Below are 17,156 nucleotides of genomic sequence, written 5' to 3' on the forward strand. Positions count from 1 at the left end.
TTGCAAAATGAAAGAAATCTAGTAAGGATTTTAGAAAGTCTATTTACTAAGAAAATAGAGAAAGTTAATAAATGAAAGTTAATAAAGAATCCGATTTTGTTTAAATTGTTAATAAAAATTAGAAAAACACTCATAAATACACTCTTAGATAGAAAATTCAGAAAATTGATACTTTTGTCTTGAAAATATTTGAAAAAATGGTATGATAGTAACAAGCTATTTTTTTAAGAGAAGAGAAAGGGGAACAATGGAGAAAATCAGTTTAGACGCTCCTAAGACGGGATCGGACCTAGTTTTGGAAACCCTCCATGATTTAGGAATTGATACCATATTTGGTTATCCTGGTGGGGCTGTCTTGCCATTATATGATGCGATTTATAATTTCAAAGGTATTCGTCACATTTTGGGTCGTCATGAGCAAGGCTGTTTGCACGAAGCTGAAGGTTATGCCAAATCAACTGGAAAGTTGGGTGTCGCAGTCGTCACAAGTGGGCCAGGAGCAACAAATGCTATTACAGGGATTGCGGATGCCATGAGCGATAGCGTTCCCCTTTTGGTCTTTACCGGACAAGTCGCTCGAGCGGGAATTGGGAAGGATGCCTTTCAAGAGGCGGATATTGTCGGTATTACTATGCCCATTACCAAGTACAATTACCAAGTTCGTGAGACAGCTGACATTCCTCGTATCATTACGGAAGCTGTTCATATCGCGACCACAGGTCGTCCAGGTCCAGTCGTGATTGACTTGCCTAAGGATGTATCTGCCCTCGAAACAGACTTCATCTATTCGCCCGAAGTGCATTTACCGAGTTATCAACCGACGATAGAACCAAACGACATGCAAATCAAGAAAATCTTGAAACAATTGTCTAAGGCTAAGAAACCTGTTTTGTTGGCAGGTGGCGGTATCAGCTATGCAGAAGCTTCTAAGGAGCTCAATGAATTTGCTGAACGCTATCAAATTCCAGTCGTTACCAGTCTTTTGGGACAAGGTACAATTGCAACAAGCCATCCACTCTTCCTCGGAATGGGAGGCATGCATGGTTCTTTCGCAGCTAATATTGCCATGACCGAGGCAGACTTTATGATTAGTATTGGTTGCCGTTTCGATGACCGCCTGACTGGAAATCCTAAGACCTTTGCTAAAAATGCCAAGGTTGCTCATATCGATATTGATCCAGCAGAGATTGGTAAGATTATTAGTGCAGACATTCCAGTGGTTGGGGACGCAAAGAAAGCCTTGCAGATGCTACTAGCAGAACCAACTGTTCATAACAATACTGAAAAGTGGATTGACAAAGTCACCAAGGACAAGAACCGTGTTCGTTCTTATGATAAGAAAGAACGTGTGGTTCAACCGCAGGCAGTCATTGAACGCATCGGTGAGTTGACGAATGGCGAAGCTATTGTCGTTACTGACGTTGGCCAACACCAAATGTGGACAGCCCAGTATTACCCATATCAGAATGAACGCCAATTGGTCACATCTGGTGGCTTGGGTACCATGGGATTTGGAGTTCCTGCAGCTATCGGAGCTAAGATTGCCAATCCGGAAAAAGAAGTAGTTCTTTTTGTCGGTGATGGTGGCTTCCAAATGACCAACCAGGAACTAGCCATCCTAAACATTTACAAGGTACCGATTAAGGTCGTGATGCTAAATAACCACTCACTAGGAATGGTTCGTCAGTGGCAGGAATCCTTCTATGAGGGTAGAACTTCAGAGTCAGTCTTTGACACTCTTCCTGACTTCCAGCTAATGGCACAAGCTTACGGAATCAAAAACTACAAGTTTGATAATCCAGAGACGATAGAGAAGGATCTAGAGGTCATTCTAGAGGATGTGCCGATGTTTATCGAGGTGGATATTTCTCGTAAGGAACAGGTTTTACCGATGGTACCTGCTGGGAAGAGCAATCATGAGATGTTGGGGGTAAAGTTCCATGCGTAGAATGTTAACAGCAAGACTACAAAACCGCTCAGGAGTACTCAACCGTTTTACGGGTGTCCTTTCTCGCCGTCAGGTCAATATTGAGAGTATCTCGGTCGGTGCAACAGAGGATCCAAACGTTTCACGGATTACCATCATCATTGATGTAGCTTCTCATGATGAGGTCGAGCAAATCATCAAGCAACTCAACCGCCAGATCGATGTGATTCGCATTCGGGATATTACAGATAAACCTCACTTGGAAAGAGAAGTTATCTTGGTGAAGGTGTCTGCGCCTGCTGAAAAGCGTGCAGAAATCTTGGCTATTATTCAACCATTCCGTGCAACGGTGGTGGATGTGGCTCCAAGCTCGATTACGATCCAGATGACTGGGAATGCTGAAAAGAGCGAGGCACTCTTGCGAGTAATCCGTCCTTATGGAATTAGGAATATTGCTCGTACGGGAGCAACTGGATTTACCCGTGACTAATACTCTTTGATTTTCATTGAGTATAAGAAAACAACTTAAATTTGTTAAACAAGTCTAAAAGGCAATAAATAATAGAAAAGAGAGAAAAACTATGGCAGTACAAATGGAATACGAAAAAGATGTAAAAGTAGCAGCACTTGACGGTAAAAAAATCGCCGTAATTGGGTATGGATCACAAGGTCATGCTCATGCGCAAAACTTGCGTGATACAGGACACGATGTGATCATCGGTGTGCGTCCAGGTAAATCTTTTGATAAAGCCAAAGAAGACGGTTTTGACACTTATACAGTAGCAGAAGCGACTAAGTTGGCTGATGTGATCATGATTTTGGCACCAGACGAAATTCAAGCAGACCTTTATGCTGAAGAAGTAGCTCCAAACTTGGAAGCTGGTAACGCACTTGGATTTGCTCATGGCTTTAACATTCACTTCAAATTTATCAAAGCGCCAGAGAGTGTAGACGTCTTTATGTGTGCGCCTAAGGGACCAGGTCACTTGGTACGTCGTACCTTTGAAGAAGGATTCGGTGTTCCAGCCCTTTACGCAGTTTACCAAGATGCTACTGGAAATGCCAAAGATATCGCTATGGATTGGGCTAAGGGTGTTGGTTCAGCACGCGTTGGTCTTCTTGAAACAAGCTTCAAGGAAGAAACAGAAGAAGATCTCTTTGGTGAACAAGCGGTTCTTTGCGGTGGTTTGACTGCTTTGATGGAAGCTGGTTTCGAAGTCTTGACAGAAGCTGGCTATGCACCAGAATTGGCTTACTTTGAAGTCCTTCACGAAATGAAACTCATCGTTGATTTGATCTATGAGGGTGGATTTAAGAAAATGCGTCAATCTATCTCAAACACTGCTGAGTTTGGTGACTACGTATCAGGTCCACGTGTCATTACTGACCAAGTCAAAGAAAACATGAAGGCTGTTCTTGCAGATATTCAAAATGGCAAGTTTGCCAATGACTTTGTCAATGACTACAAGGCTGGTCGTCCAAAATTGACTGCTTACCGTGAGCAAGCTGCAGATCTTGAAATTGAAAAAGTTGGTGTAGAACTACGTAAAGCAATGCCATTCGTTGGTAAAAACGATGATGATGCTTTCAAAATCTATAACTAATTCTTAGAATAAAGACAGAAGGCGAGTTGGGGGTACCTAACTTGCTTTTTACCTTGTAAAGTATTTGAGGAGGAGACATGCTAAGTGCAAAAGATGTGGTGAAAGCCCACAAAGTTTTAAGTGGTGTAGTAGTGAATACACCACTGGAATATGATCATTATTTATCAGAAAAGTATGGAGCTAAGATCTATCTGAAAAAGGAAAATGCGCAACGAGTTCGCTCTTTTAAAATTCGTGGAGCTTATTATGCCATTTCACAGTTGACAAAAGAAGAACGTGGGCGTGGTGTGGTCTGTGCATCGGCGGGGAATCATGCTCAAGGTGTCGCATACACTTGTAACGAGATGAAAATTCCTGCGACAATTTTTATGCCCATCACAACGCCTCAACAAAAGATTGGGCAAGTTCGCTTCTTTGGAGGTGACTATGTGACGATCAAATTGGTCGGAGATACTTTCGACGCTTCGGCTAAGGCAGCCCAAGAGTTCACTGTTTCAGAAAATAGAACCTTTATTGATCCTTTTGATGACATCCACGTTCAGGCAGGACAAGGAACAGTTGCCTATGAAATTTTAGAAGATGCTCGGAAAGAGTCAATCGACTTTGACACTGTTCTCGTTCCAGTCGGTGGTGGAGGTCTGATTGCGGGAGTTTCTACCTATATCAAGGAAACAAATCCGGAAATGGAAGTCATTGGTGTTGAAGCCAATGGTGCCCGTTCGATGAAGGCTGCTTTTGAAGCTGGAGAGCCAGTTAAATTAAAGGAAATCGACAAGTTTGCTGATGGTATAGCTGTACAGAAAGTTGGACAGTTGACCTATGAAGCGACACGTCAGAATGTTGAAACTCTTATAGGAGTGGATGAAGGCTTGATTTCTGAGACCTTGATTGATCTTTATTCCAAGCAAGGGATTGTCGCCGAACCGGCTGGAGCTGCCAGTGTTGCAGCCTTGGAAGTTCTATCGGACTATATCAAAGGCAAAACAATCTGCTGCGTCATTTCTGGAGGCAATAACGATATTAACCGTATGCCGGAAATGGAAGAGCGTGCCTTGATTTATGATGGTATCAAGCATTACTTTGTAGTCAATTTCCCACAACGTCCAGGGGCTCTCCGAGAGTTTGTAAATGATATCTTGGGGCCGCATGATGATATTACTCGTTTTGAGTATATCAAACGAGCCAGCAAGGGGACAGGGCCAGTCTTGATCGGGATTGCTCTTGCGGATAAGCATGATTATAATGGCTTGATTCGTCGGATGGAAAAGTTTGACCCATCTTATATTAATTTGAATGGGAATGAGACTTTGTATAATATGTTAGTGTAAAATAAAATTATTATCATATTATTTGCGTAATTAATATGATGGTGCTATAATGAGGGTGATGAAAGGGGGAGATTCCCATGGTTTTACATGTTTTACTTGTTCTATTTTTTCTAGTGCTGATAGTATCAGCGATTGTAATTAGTTCTGTATATGTAGTACGGCAACAATCTGTCGCTATTATTGAACGCTTTGGTAAATACCAAAAGTTGAGTAATAGTGGTATTCATGTACGAGCTCCTTTTGGAATTGATAGGATTGCGGCTAGAGTCCAACTACGATTGTTGCAAAGTGAAATCGTTGTAGAAACTAAGACGCAGGATAATGTATTTGTGACGATGAATGTGGCTACTCAATATCGAGTTAATGAAAACAACGTTACGGATGCTTATTATAAATTGATGCGTCCAGAAGCCCAGATTAAATCCTATATCGAAGATGCTTTACGTTCATCTGTACCCAAGTTAACCTTAGATGAGTTATTTGAGAAGAAAGATGAAATTGCATTAGAAGTTCAAAAACAAGTAGCAGAAGAAATGTCTACATATGGGTATATTATTGTCAAAACGCTGATTACTAAGGTTGAACCTGATGCTGAAGTAAAACAATCAATGAATGAAATCAATGCTGCACAACGTAAAAGAGTTGCAGCGCAAGAACTTGCTGAAGCAGATAAGATTAAGATCGTGACCGCAGCAGAAGCAGAAGCAGAAAAAGATCGCCTACATGGGGTAGGGATTGCAGAGCAGCGTAAAGCGATTGTTGACGGACTTGCTGATTCTATCCAAGAGTTAAAAGGAGCCAATGTCGAACTAACTGAAGAACAAATCATGTCGATCCTATTAACGAACCAGTACTTAGATACATTGAATAATTTTGCAGATAAAGAGGGTAATAATACAATCTTCCTACCAGCGAATCCTAATGGAGTTGAGGATATAAGAACTCATATATTATCGGCTTTAAAAGCCAAATAAAAATATGCAGAATATTATAGTTTGGACGAATATATGTTTTTTTATTGACAAACACTATTAAAACGTTTACAATAAAAAATTGTAAAGAATAAAATAGGAGGAGAAATATGGCTAAATCTAACTTCGAAAAAGTAGAATCAGTTGTCAGCTGGGTTCGTGACAAGAAAATTACAGGGTATCGTATTTCTAAGGAAACGAATGCGCGTGAGATGTCTATCATTGCTTTAGCTCAAGGACGTGCGAAAGTGAAAAATATTTCATTTGAAACAGCCCTAGGTTTAATTGATTTCTATGAAAAAAATCATGAAAAATTTGAAGATTAAACCACGCTTACAGGCAGATTCTTAAAGCGGATCTGTCTTTCTTTTTCCTAATTACTAAAAAAGACTGCATTCTTTATGCAGTCTTTTATCTTATTTGAGATAGCGTTGTAGAAACTCGCGCGTCCGTTCTTCTTTAGGGTTCGTGAAGAGGTTTTCTGGCTTGCCTTCTTCAGCAATGACGCCCTTATCCATAAAGATAACACGGTGAGAGACATCGCGGGCGAACTCCATTTCGTGGGTTACGACAATCATGGTCAATCCTTCCTGAGCCAGGTCTTGCATGATTTTAAGGACTTCACCAACCATTTCTGGATCCAGAGCAGACGTTGGTTCGTCAAAGAGGATGGCATCAGGATTCATGGAGAGGGCGCGTGCGATGGCTACACGCTGCTTTTGCCCACCAGAAAGTTGTTTCGGTTTGGCTTGCCAGTAGCGTTCCCCCATGCCAACTTTTTCAAGATTTTCTTTGGCGATTTTTTCAGCTTCAGAGCGTTCTCTTTTAAGGACAGTCGTTTGGGCGACAATAGTATTTTCGAGAACATCGAGGTTTTCAAAGAGGTTAAAGGACTGGAAAACCATACCGAGTTTTTCACGATAGTGAGTAAGGTCATAGCCTTTTGCAAGGACGTTTTCTCCTCGGTAGAGAATTTCCCCCTCAGTAGGTGTTTCAAGTAGATTAATCGAACGTAGGAAGGTTGATTTTCCGCTTCCTGAGCTCCCAATGATGGAGATAACCTCTCCTTTGTGGACTGATAGAGAAATATCTTTTAAGACTTCGTTTTGTCCATAGGATTTTTTGAGGTGTTTGATTTCAAGAATAGGTTGACTCATTATTTCAAGTCCTCCGTTTGCATTTGATTAGCACCTGTAGTGTAGGTATCCATGTCCATACGTCTTTCGATGAAGCGTAGAATACGGGTCACTGTGAAGGTGAGGACAAAGTAAATCACGGCAATGATTGTAAATGTCTGGAAGTATTGATACGTTTGGGTGGCCACAGTATTACCAGAGAAGTAGAGTTCTACCACAGAGATAACATTCAGTACAGAGGTATCTTTGATATTGATGACAAACTCATTACCAGTAGCAGGTAAGATATTGCGAACGACCTGAGGTAGGACAACTTTGCGCATGGTCTGATTATGGGTCATACCAAGAGCGGTTGCGGCTTCAAATTGTCCCTTGTCAACTGCTAGGATACCTCCACGGACGATTTCTGTCATGTAGGCACCCGTATTGATTGAAACGATAAAGATAGCAGCTAGTGTGCGGTCAAGGTTGATACCGAAAGCTTGCGCTGTACCGTAGTAGATAACCATAGATTGAACAATCATCGGTGTACCACGGAAGATCTCGATATAGACATTGAGGATCCAGCCAAGTAGCTTTTGCAAGCCATAGATGGCCTTGTTTTCAGATAGAGGGGCTGTTCGGAAGACTCCGATTGCAAGCCCGATAATGAGCCCTGTGACAGTTCCGATAATGGAGATTAAGAGTGTGATACCAGCGCCGCGCAGGAGTTGTTGCCAGTTTTCAGAAAGGATCTTAACGACTTGGTTAAAGAAACTACTGTCTTCCTCCGTTGTTGTCGCCTCTACTGGTTGCTCTTTGATCATCCGATCCATGAGAGCTACTTGTTCGTCTTTAGAAATGGTTTCGATGCTGGCATTGATTTGACTGATGCGGCTGTCATCTTTACGAAGTCCAATGGCAATAGCTGTATCTTCTTCGCCAGTTTTGAATCCTGGTTGAGGTTGGATCATTTTGAACTTAGCGTTAGCAGACTCAGCGGTCAGGGCTTCAGGACGTTCTGAAACATAAGCGTCGATAACACCTGCTTCAAGTGCTTGGCGCATCTGAGCAAAGTCACCCATGGCTGTTTCTTTCTTGGCGCCAGGGATTTGGGAAATCAAATCATAGAGGTAAACACCTTGTTGGGACGTGATTTTTGCTCCACTAAAGTCGTTTAAAGATTTGGCATTGGCATAGGCAGAGTCTTTTTTGACCAATAGAACAGGTTCACTGGTATAGTAACTGCTTGAAAAGGCAATTTCTTGTTTGCGTTCAGCCGTTGGGCTCATACCTGCAATAATCATATCGATTTTGCCAGAAGTAAGGGCTGGGACAAGTCCTTCCCACTTGGTTTTAACGACCAAAGGCTCCTTACCTAAGTCTTTGGCAATCTTTTTAGCGATTTGGACATCGTAGCCATTGGCATATTGGTTGGTACCATCAATTTTGACAGCGCCATTACTATCATCGTCTTGGGTCCAGTTGAAAGGGGCGTAAGCTGCCTCCATCCCGATGCGTAGATATTCATCGGCTTGGACCTGGCTAACTAGTCCCAGTGTGAGGGCTAGGCTAGCAAGCACAGATAAGCATAATTTTTTCATGTTTTCTCCTATTTCTAGTCTAAAAATGACTTCTCTCTATTGTATCTAAAAATAGTGAGATTTTCAATACAAGTAAGCCTTTACTTATAAAAAATGATATAATAGGGAAAAGATTGAAAGGGAAATTGTTATGAAGAAAAGATGGCTACTGACTCTGCTACTTACTTGTTTATTATTTATCCCGAGCTTGGTTTTTGCGGTAGACTTTGATGTCTTATCCTATCAAGGTGATTTGAATATTCATGCAGATAATACTGCAATTTTTAAGGAAACAATCACCTACCGCTTTGGTGATGATTATAATGGTCAGTTAGTTGGACTCGGCAAAGCTGGGAAAATGCCAGAAGGATTTGCTATTGATCCTGACCCGACCGTTCAGGTCTCTAAAAATGGAAAAATTGTGCAAAATATTTCCTACTATACTATGGAGGAAGAGGACGGCTACAAGGTAAAAATTTATAATGCTGGATATGCTGGAGATACTGTTCGGGTGACGGTTACCTGGAAACTATCAAACCTTCTCTTCTTATATAAGGATATCGCAGAACTAAATTGGCAACCCTTGACAGATAGTACTGGAGACATCAAAGAGATTGAGTTCAAGGTCAGCTCGGACCATCCAGCGGAGAAACTCTATTTTCATGCAGGACAACTCCTAAGGGACTCTAGTGTTGAAAAAGTTAATAATCTCTATCATATCAAAATGAAAGACCTTCCTAGAAAGCGACAGATCGAATTACATGCTTACTGGCCGAGAAGTGCTTTTGCAGGAGCTCCAGATCAAGGATTAGAGGAAGAACGTTTAACGGATTTTAACCGGATTGAAAGCAATATAGCGACAGAAAAAGCGCAAAGTGAGATTATGATGAAATGGGTCTTCCCGGTCATTTTTATGAGTCTCTTACTTCCAATTCCGATCTTTTATAGAATGTTTCGTCAGAGTACAACCATTAAAAAGGTCTTTCCAAAAGACCACAGGCTTTATGAACCGCCGATGGATTTGCCTCCAATGGTTCTAGCAGAAGCAGTGTATTCAACTTCCTTAGAGGAAGTCAATCCCCTAAACAAATCGGGTTTTGGCAAATTTACTTTTGAACGTTTGATTCAGGCAACCTTGTTGGATTTAGTAGATCGAGGCCATTTATCTATTTTCCAAGGGGATGAGGAACCTTATGTGCGCATTATCAGTGAAAAGGGTTTGTCCAATTTTGAGAAGGAATGTCTGCGCATGACTTTGTCAAATAAGAAAGAATTGGCTATTTCAGAGCTATTCCCTGATTACCAAGTCTCCTCTTCCCTTTACCGTGGTGCCAAAGAGTCAGATGAAAAACATATCCGAGAAACAGGCTCGCGTCTCAAACGCTCCTTTGAAGGAAGACTTCAACGCATTCAGTCTTGTGTCAAAGATAAGGTCCATGTACTTCGTATCCCAAGCTACTATCGTCCCTTGACAAGCGAGGAACGCCGCCTTGCTCTCGGGATGCGAGTTTGTTCAGCCATAACAGCTCTAGGTGGACTGCTATTCTTTTACTATAGCTGGCAAACACATGGTTTCTTTTCGATCCCATTTCTACTCTTAGGATTGACAGGATTAGGGGCTAGTTTCTGGGTTTACCTTTCCACGCGAGGAGCCTATCGCGATGGAGTTCTAACAGAGGAAGGAGCAGAAATCTTCTATCTCTGGACGAGTTTTGAAAATATGCTTCGCGACATCGCTCATCTGGATCAGGCCGAGCTAGAGAGTATCGTCCTTTGGAACCGTCTATTGGTCTATGCGACTCTCTTTGGTTATGCTAAGAAGGTGAGTAAGTTAATGAAAGTTCGCCATATTCAGCTTGAAAATCCAGATTTGAATCTTTATGTAGCCTATGGTTGGCACTCACAGTTCTACACCTCAACTGCACAAATCAAGCAATATACTGCTGTCGCGAATACAGCTAGCAATTACTCTGTATCTTCTGGAAGTGGTTCTTCAGGTGGAGGATTCTCAGGAGGCGGAGGCGGTGGTAGCATCGGCGCCTTCTAAAAAATCTATCGCAACATCCGAAATTATGCTATAATAGAGAACAGAAAAAGGAGTAATGTATGTATTTTATTGAAATTTTGAAGTCAATCTTTTTTGGGATTGTTGAAGGAATTACAGAATGGTTGCCCATTTCAAGTACTGGCCACTTGATCTTGGTTGAAGAATTTGTACAATACAAGGACCAAAATGAAGCCTTCATGTCCATGTTTAATGTTGTCATTCAGCTTGGTGCCATTTTAGCAGTTATGGTCATTTACTTTAATAAGCTCAATCCCTTCAAACCTGGTAAAACTAAGGTAGAAGTTCGTAGAACTTGGCAGTTGTGGTCAAAAGTCTTGGTTGCGACCTTACCTTTGCTATTGGTCTTTAAATTAGATGATTGGTTTGATGCCAACTTCCATAACATGGTTTCGGTTGCGATCATGTTGATTATCTATGGAGTTGCCTTTATCTATCTCGAAAAACGAAATAAGGCCCAAGCTATTGAACCAACAGTAACAGAGCTAGATAAGTTGCCTTATAAAACAGCCCTTTACATTGGACTCTTCCAAGTCCTCGCTCTCTTTCCAGGAACAAGTCGTTCAGGTGCCACTATCGTCGGTGGGTTGTTGAATGGAACAAGTCGCTCTGTCGTAACAGAGTTTACCTTCTATCTCGGAATTCCTGTTATGTTCGGAGCCAGTGCTTTAAAGATTTTCAAATTTATTAAAGCAGGTCAACTTTTGAGTTTTGGTCAACTATTCTTGCTTCTTGTAGCCATGGGAGTAGCCTTTGCGGTCAGCATGGTTGCTATTCGTTTCTTGACAAGCTATGTGAAGAAACACGACTTTACACTCTTTGGGAAATACCGTATCGTACTAGGTAGTGTCTTGTTGCTCTATAGTTTTGTGCGTTTGTTTGTATAAGTTGAAAATAGAATAAAATAGGATAGTTCGCCCAAAAAAAAACATTTGGGGAACTATCCTATTTTTTATAATCGTTTAGTTTATTTTATATTACCTTATTATGTCGCCTTGCCCGACGTTTGTCTACGGTTTTAAAAGTAAACGAAAAGATTGTATTTAATTTGATTGACTTAAAATTTCTTGGATCAAAGATTCATCACAAATATCTAAGCCGATAGATTGAAGCATAAATTGTAAAAAATAGATCCGATCGACAATTTTTTCGGAAGAATTTTCAAAAATACTTCCTTCTACCCAAAAGTTAGTCAAAAGCAAGATTGTCTCGGCCGCTTCATTAGGGAAGGGGATGGGTTGAATGGACTGATCTTCTATTCCTTTTTTTATAATATCTGCAATAAGGGGAGTTCCTATACGCAGATTGTAACGGATAATAGTCAGCATGAACTCTGCATCAAGAGGCGCGTGATTCAACATTTCGTAGTTAGTTTTCTGACTTTTTAAACAAAACTGAAAGATTTCTTTGAGCTGTTCTCTTCCAGTTAAATGACTGGTGGATTCAAGCCAGTCTAGCAATTCCTTTTCCATCAATTGATAACGCTGTTTTAAAACTGCAAAAAGAATTTCATCTTTTGATTGAAAATGGTGATAAATGGCTCCTTTTGAAATACTAGCTGTTTGCGCTATGTTTTGTACACTTGTTTTTTCATAGCCGTTGTGAATAAAAAGCTGTGAAGCTGTTGATAAAATTTTTTCAATCATTGCTTGAGATTTTTCTGTTTTTGCGACCATTGGGTTCCTTCTCTCTGTTATATTAGATTTATTTTATCAAAAAAAGAAGAAAAGGTAATATTTGAGCGTCTAACAAGCCTCCTTCTTAAGAAAACCACTCTACTTTTTTAATTTTGCTTCTATACGTTTGATGTGATACAAGTTTGAGAGGACTGTAATCCCACCGATGGTCATTATTCCTAAACCATTCCAAGGACTAAACAAAGTAGTGATGAGCCCACCAGTGATTGTAGCATACCCACATTTCACTCCCAAACGAGAATGTCGGATACCACTCTCTCCTTGTGATAATCGATCAAACCGTTTTTTTTGCAGTTTTATTTGCTTTTGAATGGTTTCGTGATGACGTATTTGTTGATGACGTACTCGTTGATTTTGTTTTTCAATAGAATCGATTGTTTTTTCTAGGATAGATTTTTTCATGTTAATTCCTTTCTTTGAAAACCGACCGGTCGGTACTTTTATATTTTCTAGTTTAACAAATAAAAATGAAGGTGTCAACACCTAACACTTATGAGAAAAAGTTTTTTAACTAGGAGCTATTTGAAATCTATCTCACATTTTTAGTTTTAAGTGTTAGAGTTAATACTTAATTAAAACCAACTGTTCCTTTTCATTAATAAATTGTCAAATAATATTGTAGTCCAAGTATATATCCTTGGACAAATGCGGTAGGACATCAAACTAAACTATAACTCCTTAAAGCATTCAGTTTTCTAATAAAAGAGAGAGGGAGTAAGAGGAAGAGGTTTTCTTGAATTAGGAATTATTAGAGTCTAAAAGGGGAATAATACTGATACAGCCTGCTGCATGTTGGTCAGTAATTTAAGGTATTACCTCTGACTGTTTTAGTGGTTAGCTGTCACGATCTAAGAATTATTTTTAAAACAGAATGAGGCTGAAACACTTTTGTTCCAACCTCATTTGATTTAAACCAATGAATCCCCTCAAGGATTTAAAATCCTGTAACTGTAATTCCTAGTAAACGGATACCTTTTTCTTTTTCAGCTAGCTCTTCGTAGAGTTGAAGGGCAGTTTGAGAAATCTGACTAGCGTCCTGTGTTGCTTGTGAAAGGCTTTTTCGTCTAGTCAGAGTGGAGAAGTCGGTGTAACGAATCTTTAGGATAATGATTTTTCCAGCTTTGTCCTGCTTGCTGAGATTGTGAGCTACTTTTTCAGAGAGAAGAGTCAGCTCTTTTTTGATATCTTCTTCATCCTGGAGAATCTTACCATAGGTTTTCTCCTTGCCGATTGATTTGCGGATGCGATCGGACTTGACTGGAGAATTGTGAATACCACGAGCCTTTCGATAAAGATCAAAACCGAGTCTGCCAAAGCGATCGATTAAAGTAACTTCTGAAACGTCCAATAAGTCTGCACCAGTATAAATGCCCATTTCATGAAGCTTTTCTACTGTTTTCTTACCTACACCATGAAATTTAGCAATATCCATTTGTTTGAGAAATTCTTGGGCTTGGTCAGGTAAAATCACTGTCAAACCATGTGGCTTTTGATAATCACTAGCCATTTTAGCTAGAAATTTATTGTAGGAAACGCCAGCAGAAGCAGTCAGGTGCAGTTCCTGCCAGATATCTTGTTGGATGAGGCGAGCTATTTTAACTGCTGACTTGATACCGAGTTTATTTTCTGTCACATCCAAGTAGGCTTCGTCAATACTCATGGGTTCAATCAAATCAGTGTACCGTTTAAAAATAGCTCGAATCTCAAGTCCAACTGCCTTATACTTTTCATAATTCCCGGAGATAAAGACGGCTTGGGGACAACGCTCATAAGCTTCTTTAGAACTCATGGCAGAGTGAATACCAAAGGCTCGTGCTTCGTAGCTACAAGTAGAAACAACTCCTCGTCCGCCAGTTTGTCTAGGGTCACTTCCAATGATGACAGGTTTTCCTTTTAATTTAGGATTGTCTCGTATTTCCACCGCAGCAAAAAAGGCATCCATGTCGATATGGATGATTTTTCTTGACAGATCATTGATCAATGGAAATATGAGCATTTCTGCTCCTTTCTAGCGTCATTTTCTATTCATTATACCTTTTTTTCTGAAAAAATGGAAAAGAGTAATCCTACTTTCAAAAATATAATACAGATTGTGTCTAAAAATAGACTGTATTAGAAAAGAAAGTAACATAAAAGCCTGATTTCGCTTGTTGAAATCGGTTACTGTATGGTATACTTGACTCATGAATGTAACAGATGGCTGTTACTAGAAAGAAAAATGAGGACATTAACATGGTTGTTAAGACAGTTGTTGAAGCACAAGACATTTTTGATAAAGCTTGGGAAGGCTTCAAAGGCGTAGATTGGAAAGAAAAAGCAAGCGTTTCTCGCTTCGTTCAAGCTAACTACACACCTTATGATGGTGATGAAAGCTTCCTTGCTGGACCAACAGAACGTTCACTTCACATCAAAAAGATTGTAGAAGAAACTAAGGCTCACTACGAAGAAACTCGTTTCCCAATGGACACTCGTCCAACATCTATTGCTGATATTCCTGCTGGATTTATCGACAAAGAAAACGAAGTTATCTTCGGTATCCAAAACGATGAACTCTTCAAATTGAACTTCATGCCAAGAGGTGGTATCCGTATGGCTGAAACTACTTTGAAAGAAAATGGATACGAACCAGATCCAGCTGTTCACGAAATCTTCACTAAATATGTAACAACAGTTAACGACGGTATCTTCCGTGCCTACACTTCAAACATCCGTCGTGCTCGCCACGCTCACACTGTAACTGGTCTTCCAGATGCATACTCACGTGGACGTATCATCGGTGTTTACGCACGTCTTGCTCTTTATGGTGCAGACTACTTGATGCAAGAAAAAGTAAACGATTGGAACTCAATCGAAGAAATCGATGAAGAAACAATCCGTCTTCGTGAAGAAATCAACCTTCAATACCAAGCATTGCAACAAGTTGTTCGCTTGGGTGACCTTTACGGGGTTGATGTTCGCAAACCAGCGATGAACGTGAAAGAAGCAATCCAATGGGTTAATATCGCTTTCATGGCTGTCTGCCGTGTGATTAATGGTGCCGCTACATCTCTAGGTCGTGTGCCAATCGTATTGGACATCTTTGCAGAACGTGACCTTGCTCGTGGTACATTTACTGAATCAGAAATTCAAGAGTTCGTTGATGATTTCGTTATGAAACTTCGTACAGTTAAATTTGCTCGTACAAAAGCTTATGACCAATTGTACTCAGGTGACCCAACCTTCATCACAACTTCTATGGCTGGTATGGGTAACGACGGTCGTCATCGTGTTACTAAGATGGACTACCGTTTCTTGAACACTCTTGACAACATCGGTAACTCACCAGAACCAAACTTGACAGTTCTTTGGACTGACAAATTGCCATACAACTTCCGTCGCTACTGTATGCACATGAGCCACAAACACTCTTCTATCCAATACGAAGGTGTAACAACAATGGCTAAAGACGGATACGGTGAAATGAGCTGTATCTCATGTTGTGTATCTCCACTTGACCCAGAAAACGAAGATCAACGTCACAATATCCAGTACTTCGGTGCTCGTGTAAACGTTCTTAAAGCCCTTCTTACTGGTTTGAACGGTGGTTACGACGATGTTCACAAAGACTACAAGGTATTTGACATCGATCCTATCCGTGACGAAGTTCTTGAATTCGAATCAGTTAAAGCCAACTTCGAAAAATCTCTTGACTGGTTGACTGACACTTACGTAGACGCTTTGAACATCATCCACTACATGACTGACAAGTACAACTATGAAGCTGTTCAAATGGCCTTCTTGCCAACTAAACAACGCGCTAACATGGGATTCGGTATCTGTGGATTTGCTAACACAGTTGATACATTGTCAGCTATCAAGTACGCTACAGTTAAACCAATCCGTGACGAAAATGGCTACATCTACGATTATGAAACAATCGGTGAATACCCACGTTGGGGTGAAGATGACCCACGTTCAAACGAATTGGCAGAATGGTTGATCGAAGCTTACACAACTCGTCTACGTAGCCACAAGCTTTACAAAGACGCTGAAGCTACAGTATCACTCTTGACTATCACATCTAACGTTGCTTACTCTAAACAAACTGGTAACTCACCAGTCCACAAAGGTGTATACCTCAACGAAGATGGTTCTGTGAACTTGTCTAAACTTGAATTCTTCTCACCAGGTGCTAACCCATCTAACAAAGCTAAAGGTGGATGGTTGCAAAACTTGAACTCACTTGCTAGCCTTGACTTTGGTTACGCAGCTGACGGTATTTCATTGACAACTCAAGTTTCACCTCGTGCTCTTGGTAAGACTCGTGACGAACAAGTGGATAACTTGGTAACAATCCTTGATGGTTACTTCGAAAACGGTGGACAACACGTTAACTTGAACGTTATGGACTTGAACGATGTTTACGAAAAGATCATGTCAGGTGAAGACGTTATCGTACGTATCTCTGGATACTGTGTAAACACTAAATACCTCACTCCAGAACAAAAAACTGAATTGACACAACGTGTCTTCCACGAAGTTCTTTCAATGGATGATGCATTGAGCTAAGATTCAATTAGAATAATAAGAAAGCCAGTCAAAATGACTGGCTTTTTACTATAATATCAAAGATTGACCTAATTACAGATATAACATATATTAAGCTATTCATATTAGTTCTCCGATATAAATAGCTCAAAATTGAATGGCTAGGTTATAGAATGATGCAAATACATGTATTTTTAAGTTAATATACTTGAATAGATTGTATTGAGATGTTATAATATATTAGATAAACTCTAATTAGTGATAGAGATTGTCAGAATGGCATGTTTTAATCTCACAGGGGGATTAAAATTAGAAATTTCATATAGAAAAGAGGGAAAG

14 protein-coding genes are annotated in these 17,156 nt (G+C 40.3%); 9 read left to right on the forward strand and 5 right to left on the reverse strand.

All coding sequences use genetic code 11. The features are described from left to right. The first annotated feature begins 247 nt into the window (after nt 1-247). From HMPREF8571_RS04055 to HMPREF8571_RS04080, 6 genes are all read left to right on the forward strand, one after another. Nucleotides 248-1,948 (forward strand): acetolactate synthase large subunit, encoded by a 1,701-nt coding sequence (locus HMPREF8571_RS04055; RefSeq protein WP_000411728.1) that lies wholly within the window; start codon nt 248-250, stop codon nt 1,946-1,948. Continuing rightward, the gene (gene ilvN, locus HMPREF8571_RS04060) at nt 1,941-2,417 is read left to right on the forward strand and encodes an acetolactate synthase small subunit (protein ID WP_001253812.1); all 477 of its coding nucleotides are present in this window, start codon (nt 1,941-1,943) and stop codon (nt 2,415-2,417) included. Before HMPREF8571_RS04055 ends, ilvN begins: the two co-directional genes overlap by 8 nt. Nucleotides 2,418-2,508: 91 nt before the next feature. Next, nucleotides 2,509-3,531 carry a ketol-acid reductoisomerase gene (gene ilvC, locus HMPREF8571_RS04065; RefSeq protein WP_000290689.1) on the forward strand — a complete coding sequence of 341 codons (1,023 nt, stop codon included), beginning with the start codon at nt 2,509-2,511 and terminating at the stop codon, nt 3,529-3,531. Nucleotides 3,532-3,608: 77 nt separating this feature from the next. Further along, nucleotides 3,609-4,859 carry a threonine ammonia-lyase IlvA gene (gene ilvA / locus HMPREF8571_RS04070; protein WP_000947310.1) on the forward strand — a complete coding sequence of 417 codons (1,251 nt, stop codon included), beginning with the start codon at nt 3,609-3,611 and terminating at the stop codon, nt 4,857-4,859. Nucleotides 4,860-4,936: 77 nt separating this feature from the next. Continuing rightward, entirely contained in the window at nt 4,937-5,833 is an 897-nt protein-coding gene (locus tag HMPREF8571_RS04075; protein WP_000242872.1) for an SPFH domain-containing protein, read from the forward strand. A gap of 107 nt (nt 5,834-5,940) precedes the next feature. Continuing rightward, nucleotides 5,941-6,156: a hypothetical protein gene (locus HMPREF8571_RS04080; RefSeq protein ID WP_001130043.1), complete on the forward strand. Its 216-nt coding sequence runs from the start codon at nt 5,941-5,943 to the stop codon at nt 6,154-6,156. Between the two features lie 90 nt (nt 6,157-6,246). Here the strand turns inward: HMPREF8571_RS04080 and HMPREF8571_RS04085 are convergent, their stop codons facing one another. After that, nucleotides 6,247-6,987 (reverse strand): amino acid ABC transporter ATP-binding protein, encoded by a 741-nt coding sequence (locus tag HMPREF8571_RS04085; RefSeq protein WP_000081948.1) that lies wholly within the window; start codon nt 6,985-6,987, stop codon nt 6,247-6,249. Continuing rightward, the gene (locus HMPREF8571_RS04090; RefSeq protein ID WP_000732053.1) at nt 6,987-8,549 is read right to left on the reverse strand and encodes an ABC transporter substrate-binding protein/permease; all 1,563 of its coding nucleotides are present in this window, start codon (nt 8,547-8,549) and stop codon (nt 6,987-6,989) included. Before HMPREF8571_RS04090 ends, HMPREF8571_RS04085 begins: the two co-directional genes overlap by 1 nt. Before the next feature lie 130 nt (nt 8,550-8,679). Between HMPREF8571_RS04090 and HMPREF8571_RS04095 the strand changes: the two genes are divergently transcribed. Together HMPREF8571_RS04095 and HMPREF8571_RS04100 are read left to right on the forward strand one after the other, a co-directional pair. Then, complete coding sequence (locus HMPREF8571_RS04095; RefSeq protein ID WP_000747711.1) at nt 8,680-10,575, forward strand: DUF2207 domain-containing protein; 1,896 nt, start codon at nt 8,680-8,682, stop codon at nt 10,573-10,575. Between the two features lie 59 nt (nt 10,576-10,634). Beyond that, a complete protein-coding gene (locus HMPREF8571_RS04100) occupies nt 10,635-11,480 on the forward strand; it encodes an undecaprenyl-diphosphate phosphatase (protein ID WP_000273572.1) in 846 nt (281 codons plus the stop codon). 156 nt (nt 11,481-11,636) lie between these two features. Here HMPREF8571_RS04100 and HMPREF8571_RS04105 read toward each other — a convergent pair whose 3' ends face one another. The 3 genes from HMPREF8571_RS04105 to dinB all read right to left on the reverse strand — a co-directional run bounded on the left by HMPREF8571_RS04105 (nt 11,637) and on the right by dinB (nt 14,286). Beyond that, on the reverse strand, nt 11,637-12,269 hold the full coding sequence (locus HMPREF8571_RS04105; protein WP_000226067.1) for a TetR/AcrR family transcriptional regulator: 633 nt from the start codon (nt 12,267-12,269) through the stop codon (nt 11,637-11,639). A gap of 99 nt (nt 12,270-12,368) precedes the next feature. Beyond that, a complete protein-coding gene (locus tag HMPREF8571_RS0101850) occupies nt 12,369-12,692 on the reverse strand; it encodes a hypothetical protein (protein WP_000748279.1) in 324 nt (107 codons plus the stop codon). Nucleotides 12,693-13,224: 532 nt separating this feature from the next. Further along, a complete protein-coding gene (dinB, locus tag HMPREF8571_RS04110; RefSeq protein ID WP_000904540.1) occupies nt 13,225-14,286 on the reverse strand; it encodes a DNA polymerase IV in 1,062 nt (353 codons plus the stop codon). A 236-nt stretch (nt 14,287-14,522) separates the two neighbouring features. Between dinB and pflB the strand changes: the two genes are divergently transcribed. Then, entirely contained in the window at nt 14,523-16,838 is a 2,316-nt protein-coding gene (pflB, locus tag HMPREF8571_RS04115; RefSeq protein WP_000260647.1) for a formate C-acetyltransferase, read from the forward strand. The last annotated feature ends 318 nt before the right edge of the window (nt 16,839-17,156 follow it).

The sequence above is a fragment of the Streptococcus mitis ATCC 6249 genome (assembly GCF_000146585.1).
GTDB classification, from domain to species: domain Bacteria; phylum Bacillota; class Bacilli; order Lactobacillales; family Streptococcaceae; genus Streptococcus; species Streptococcus mitis_AZ.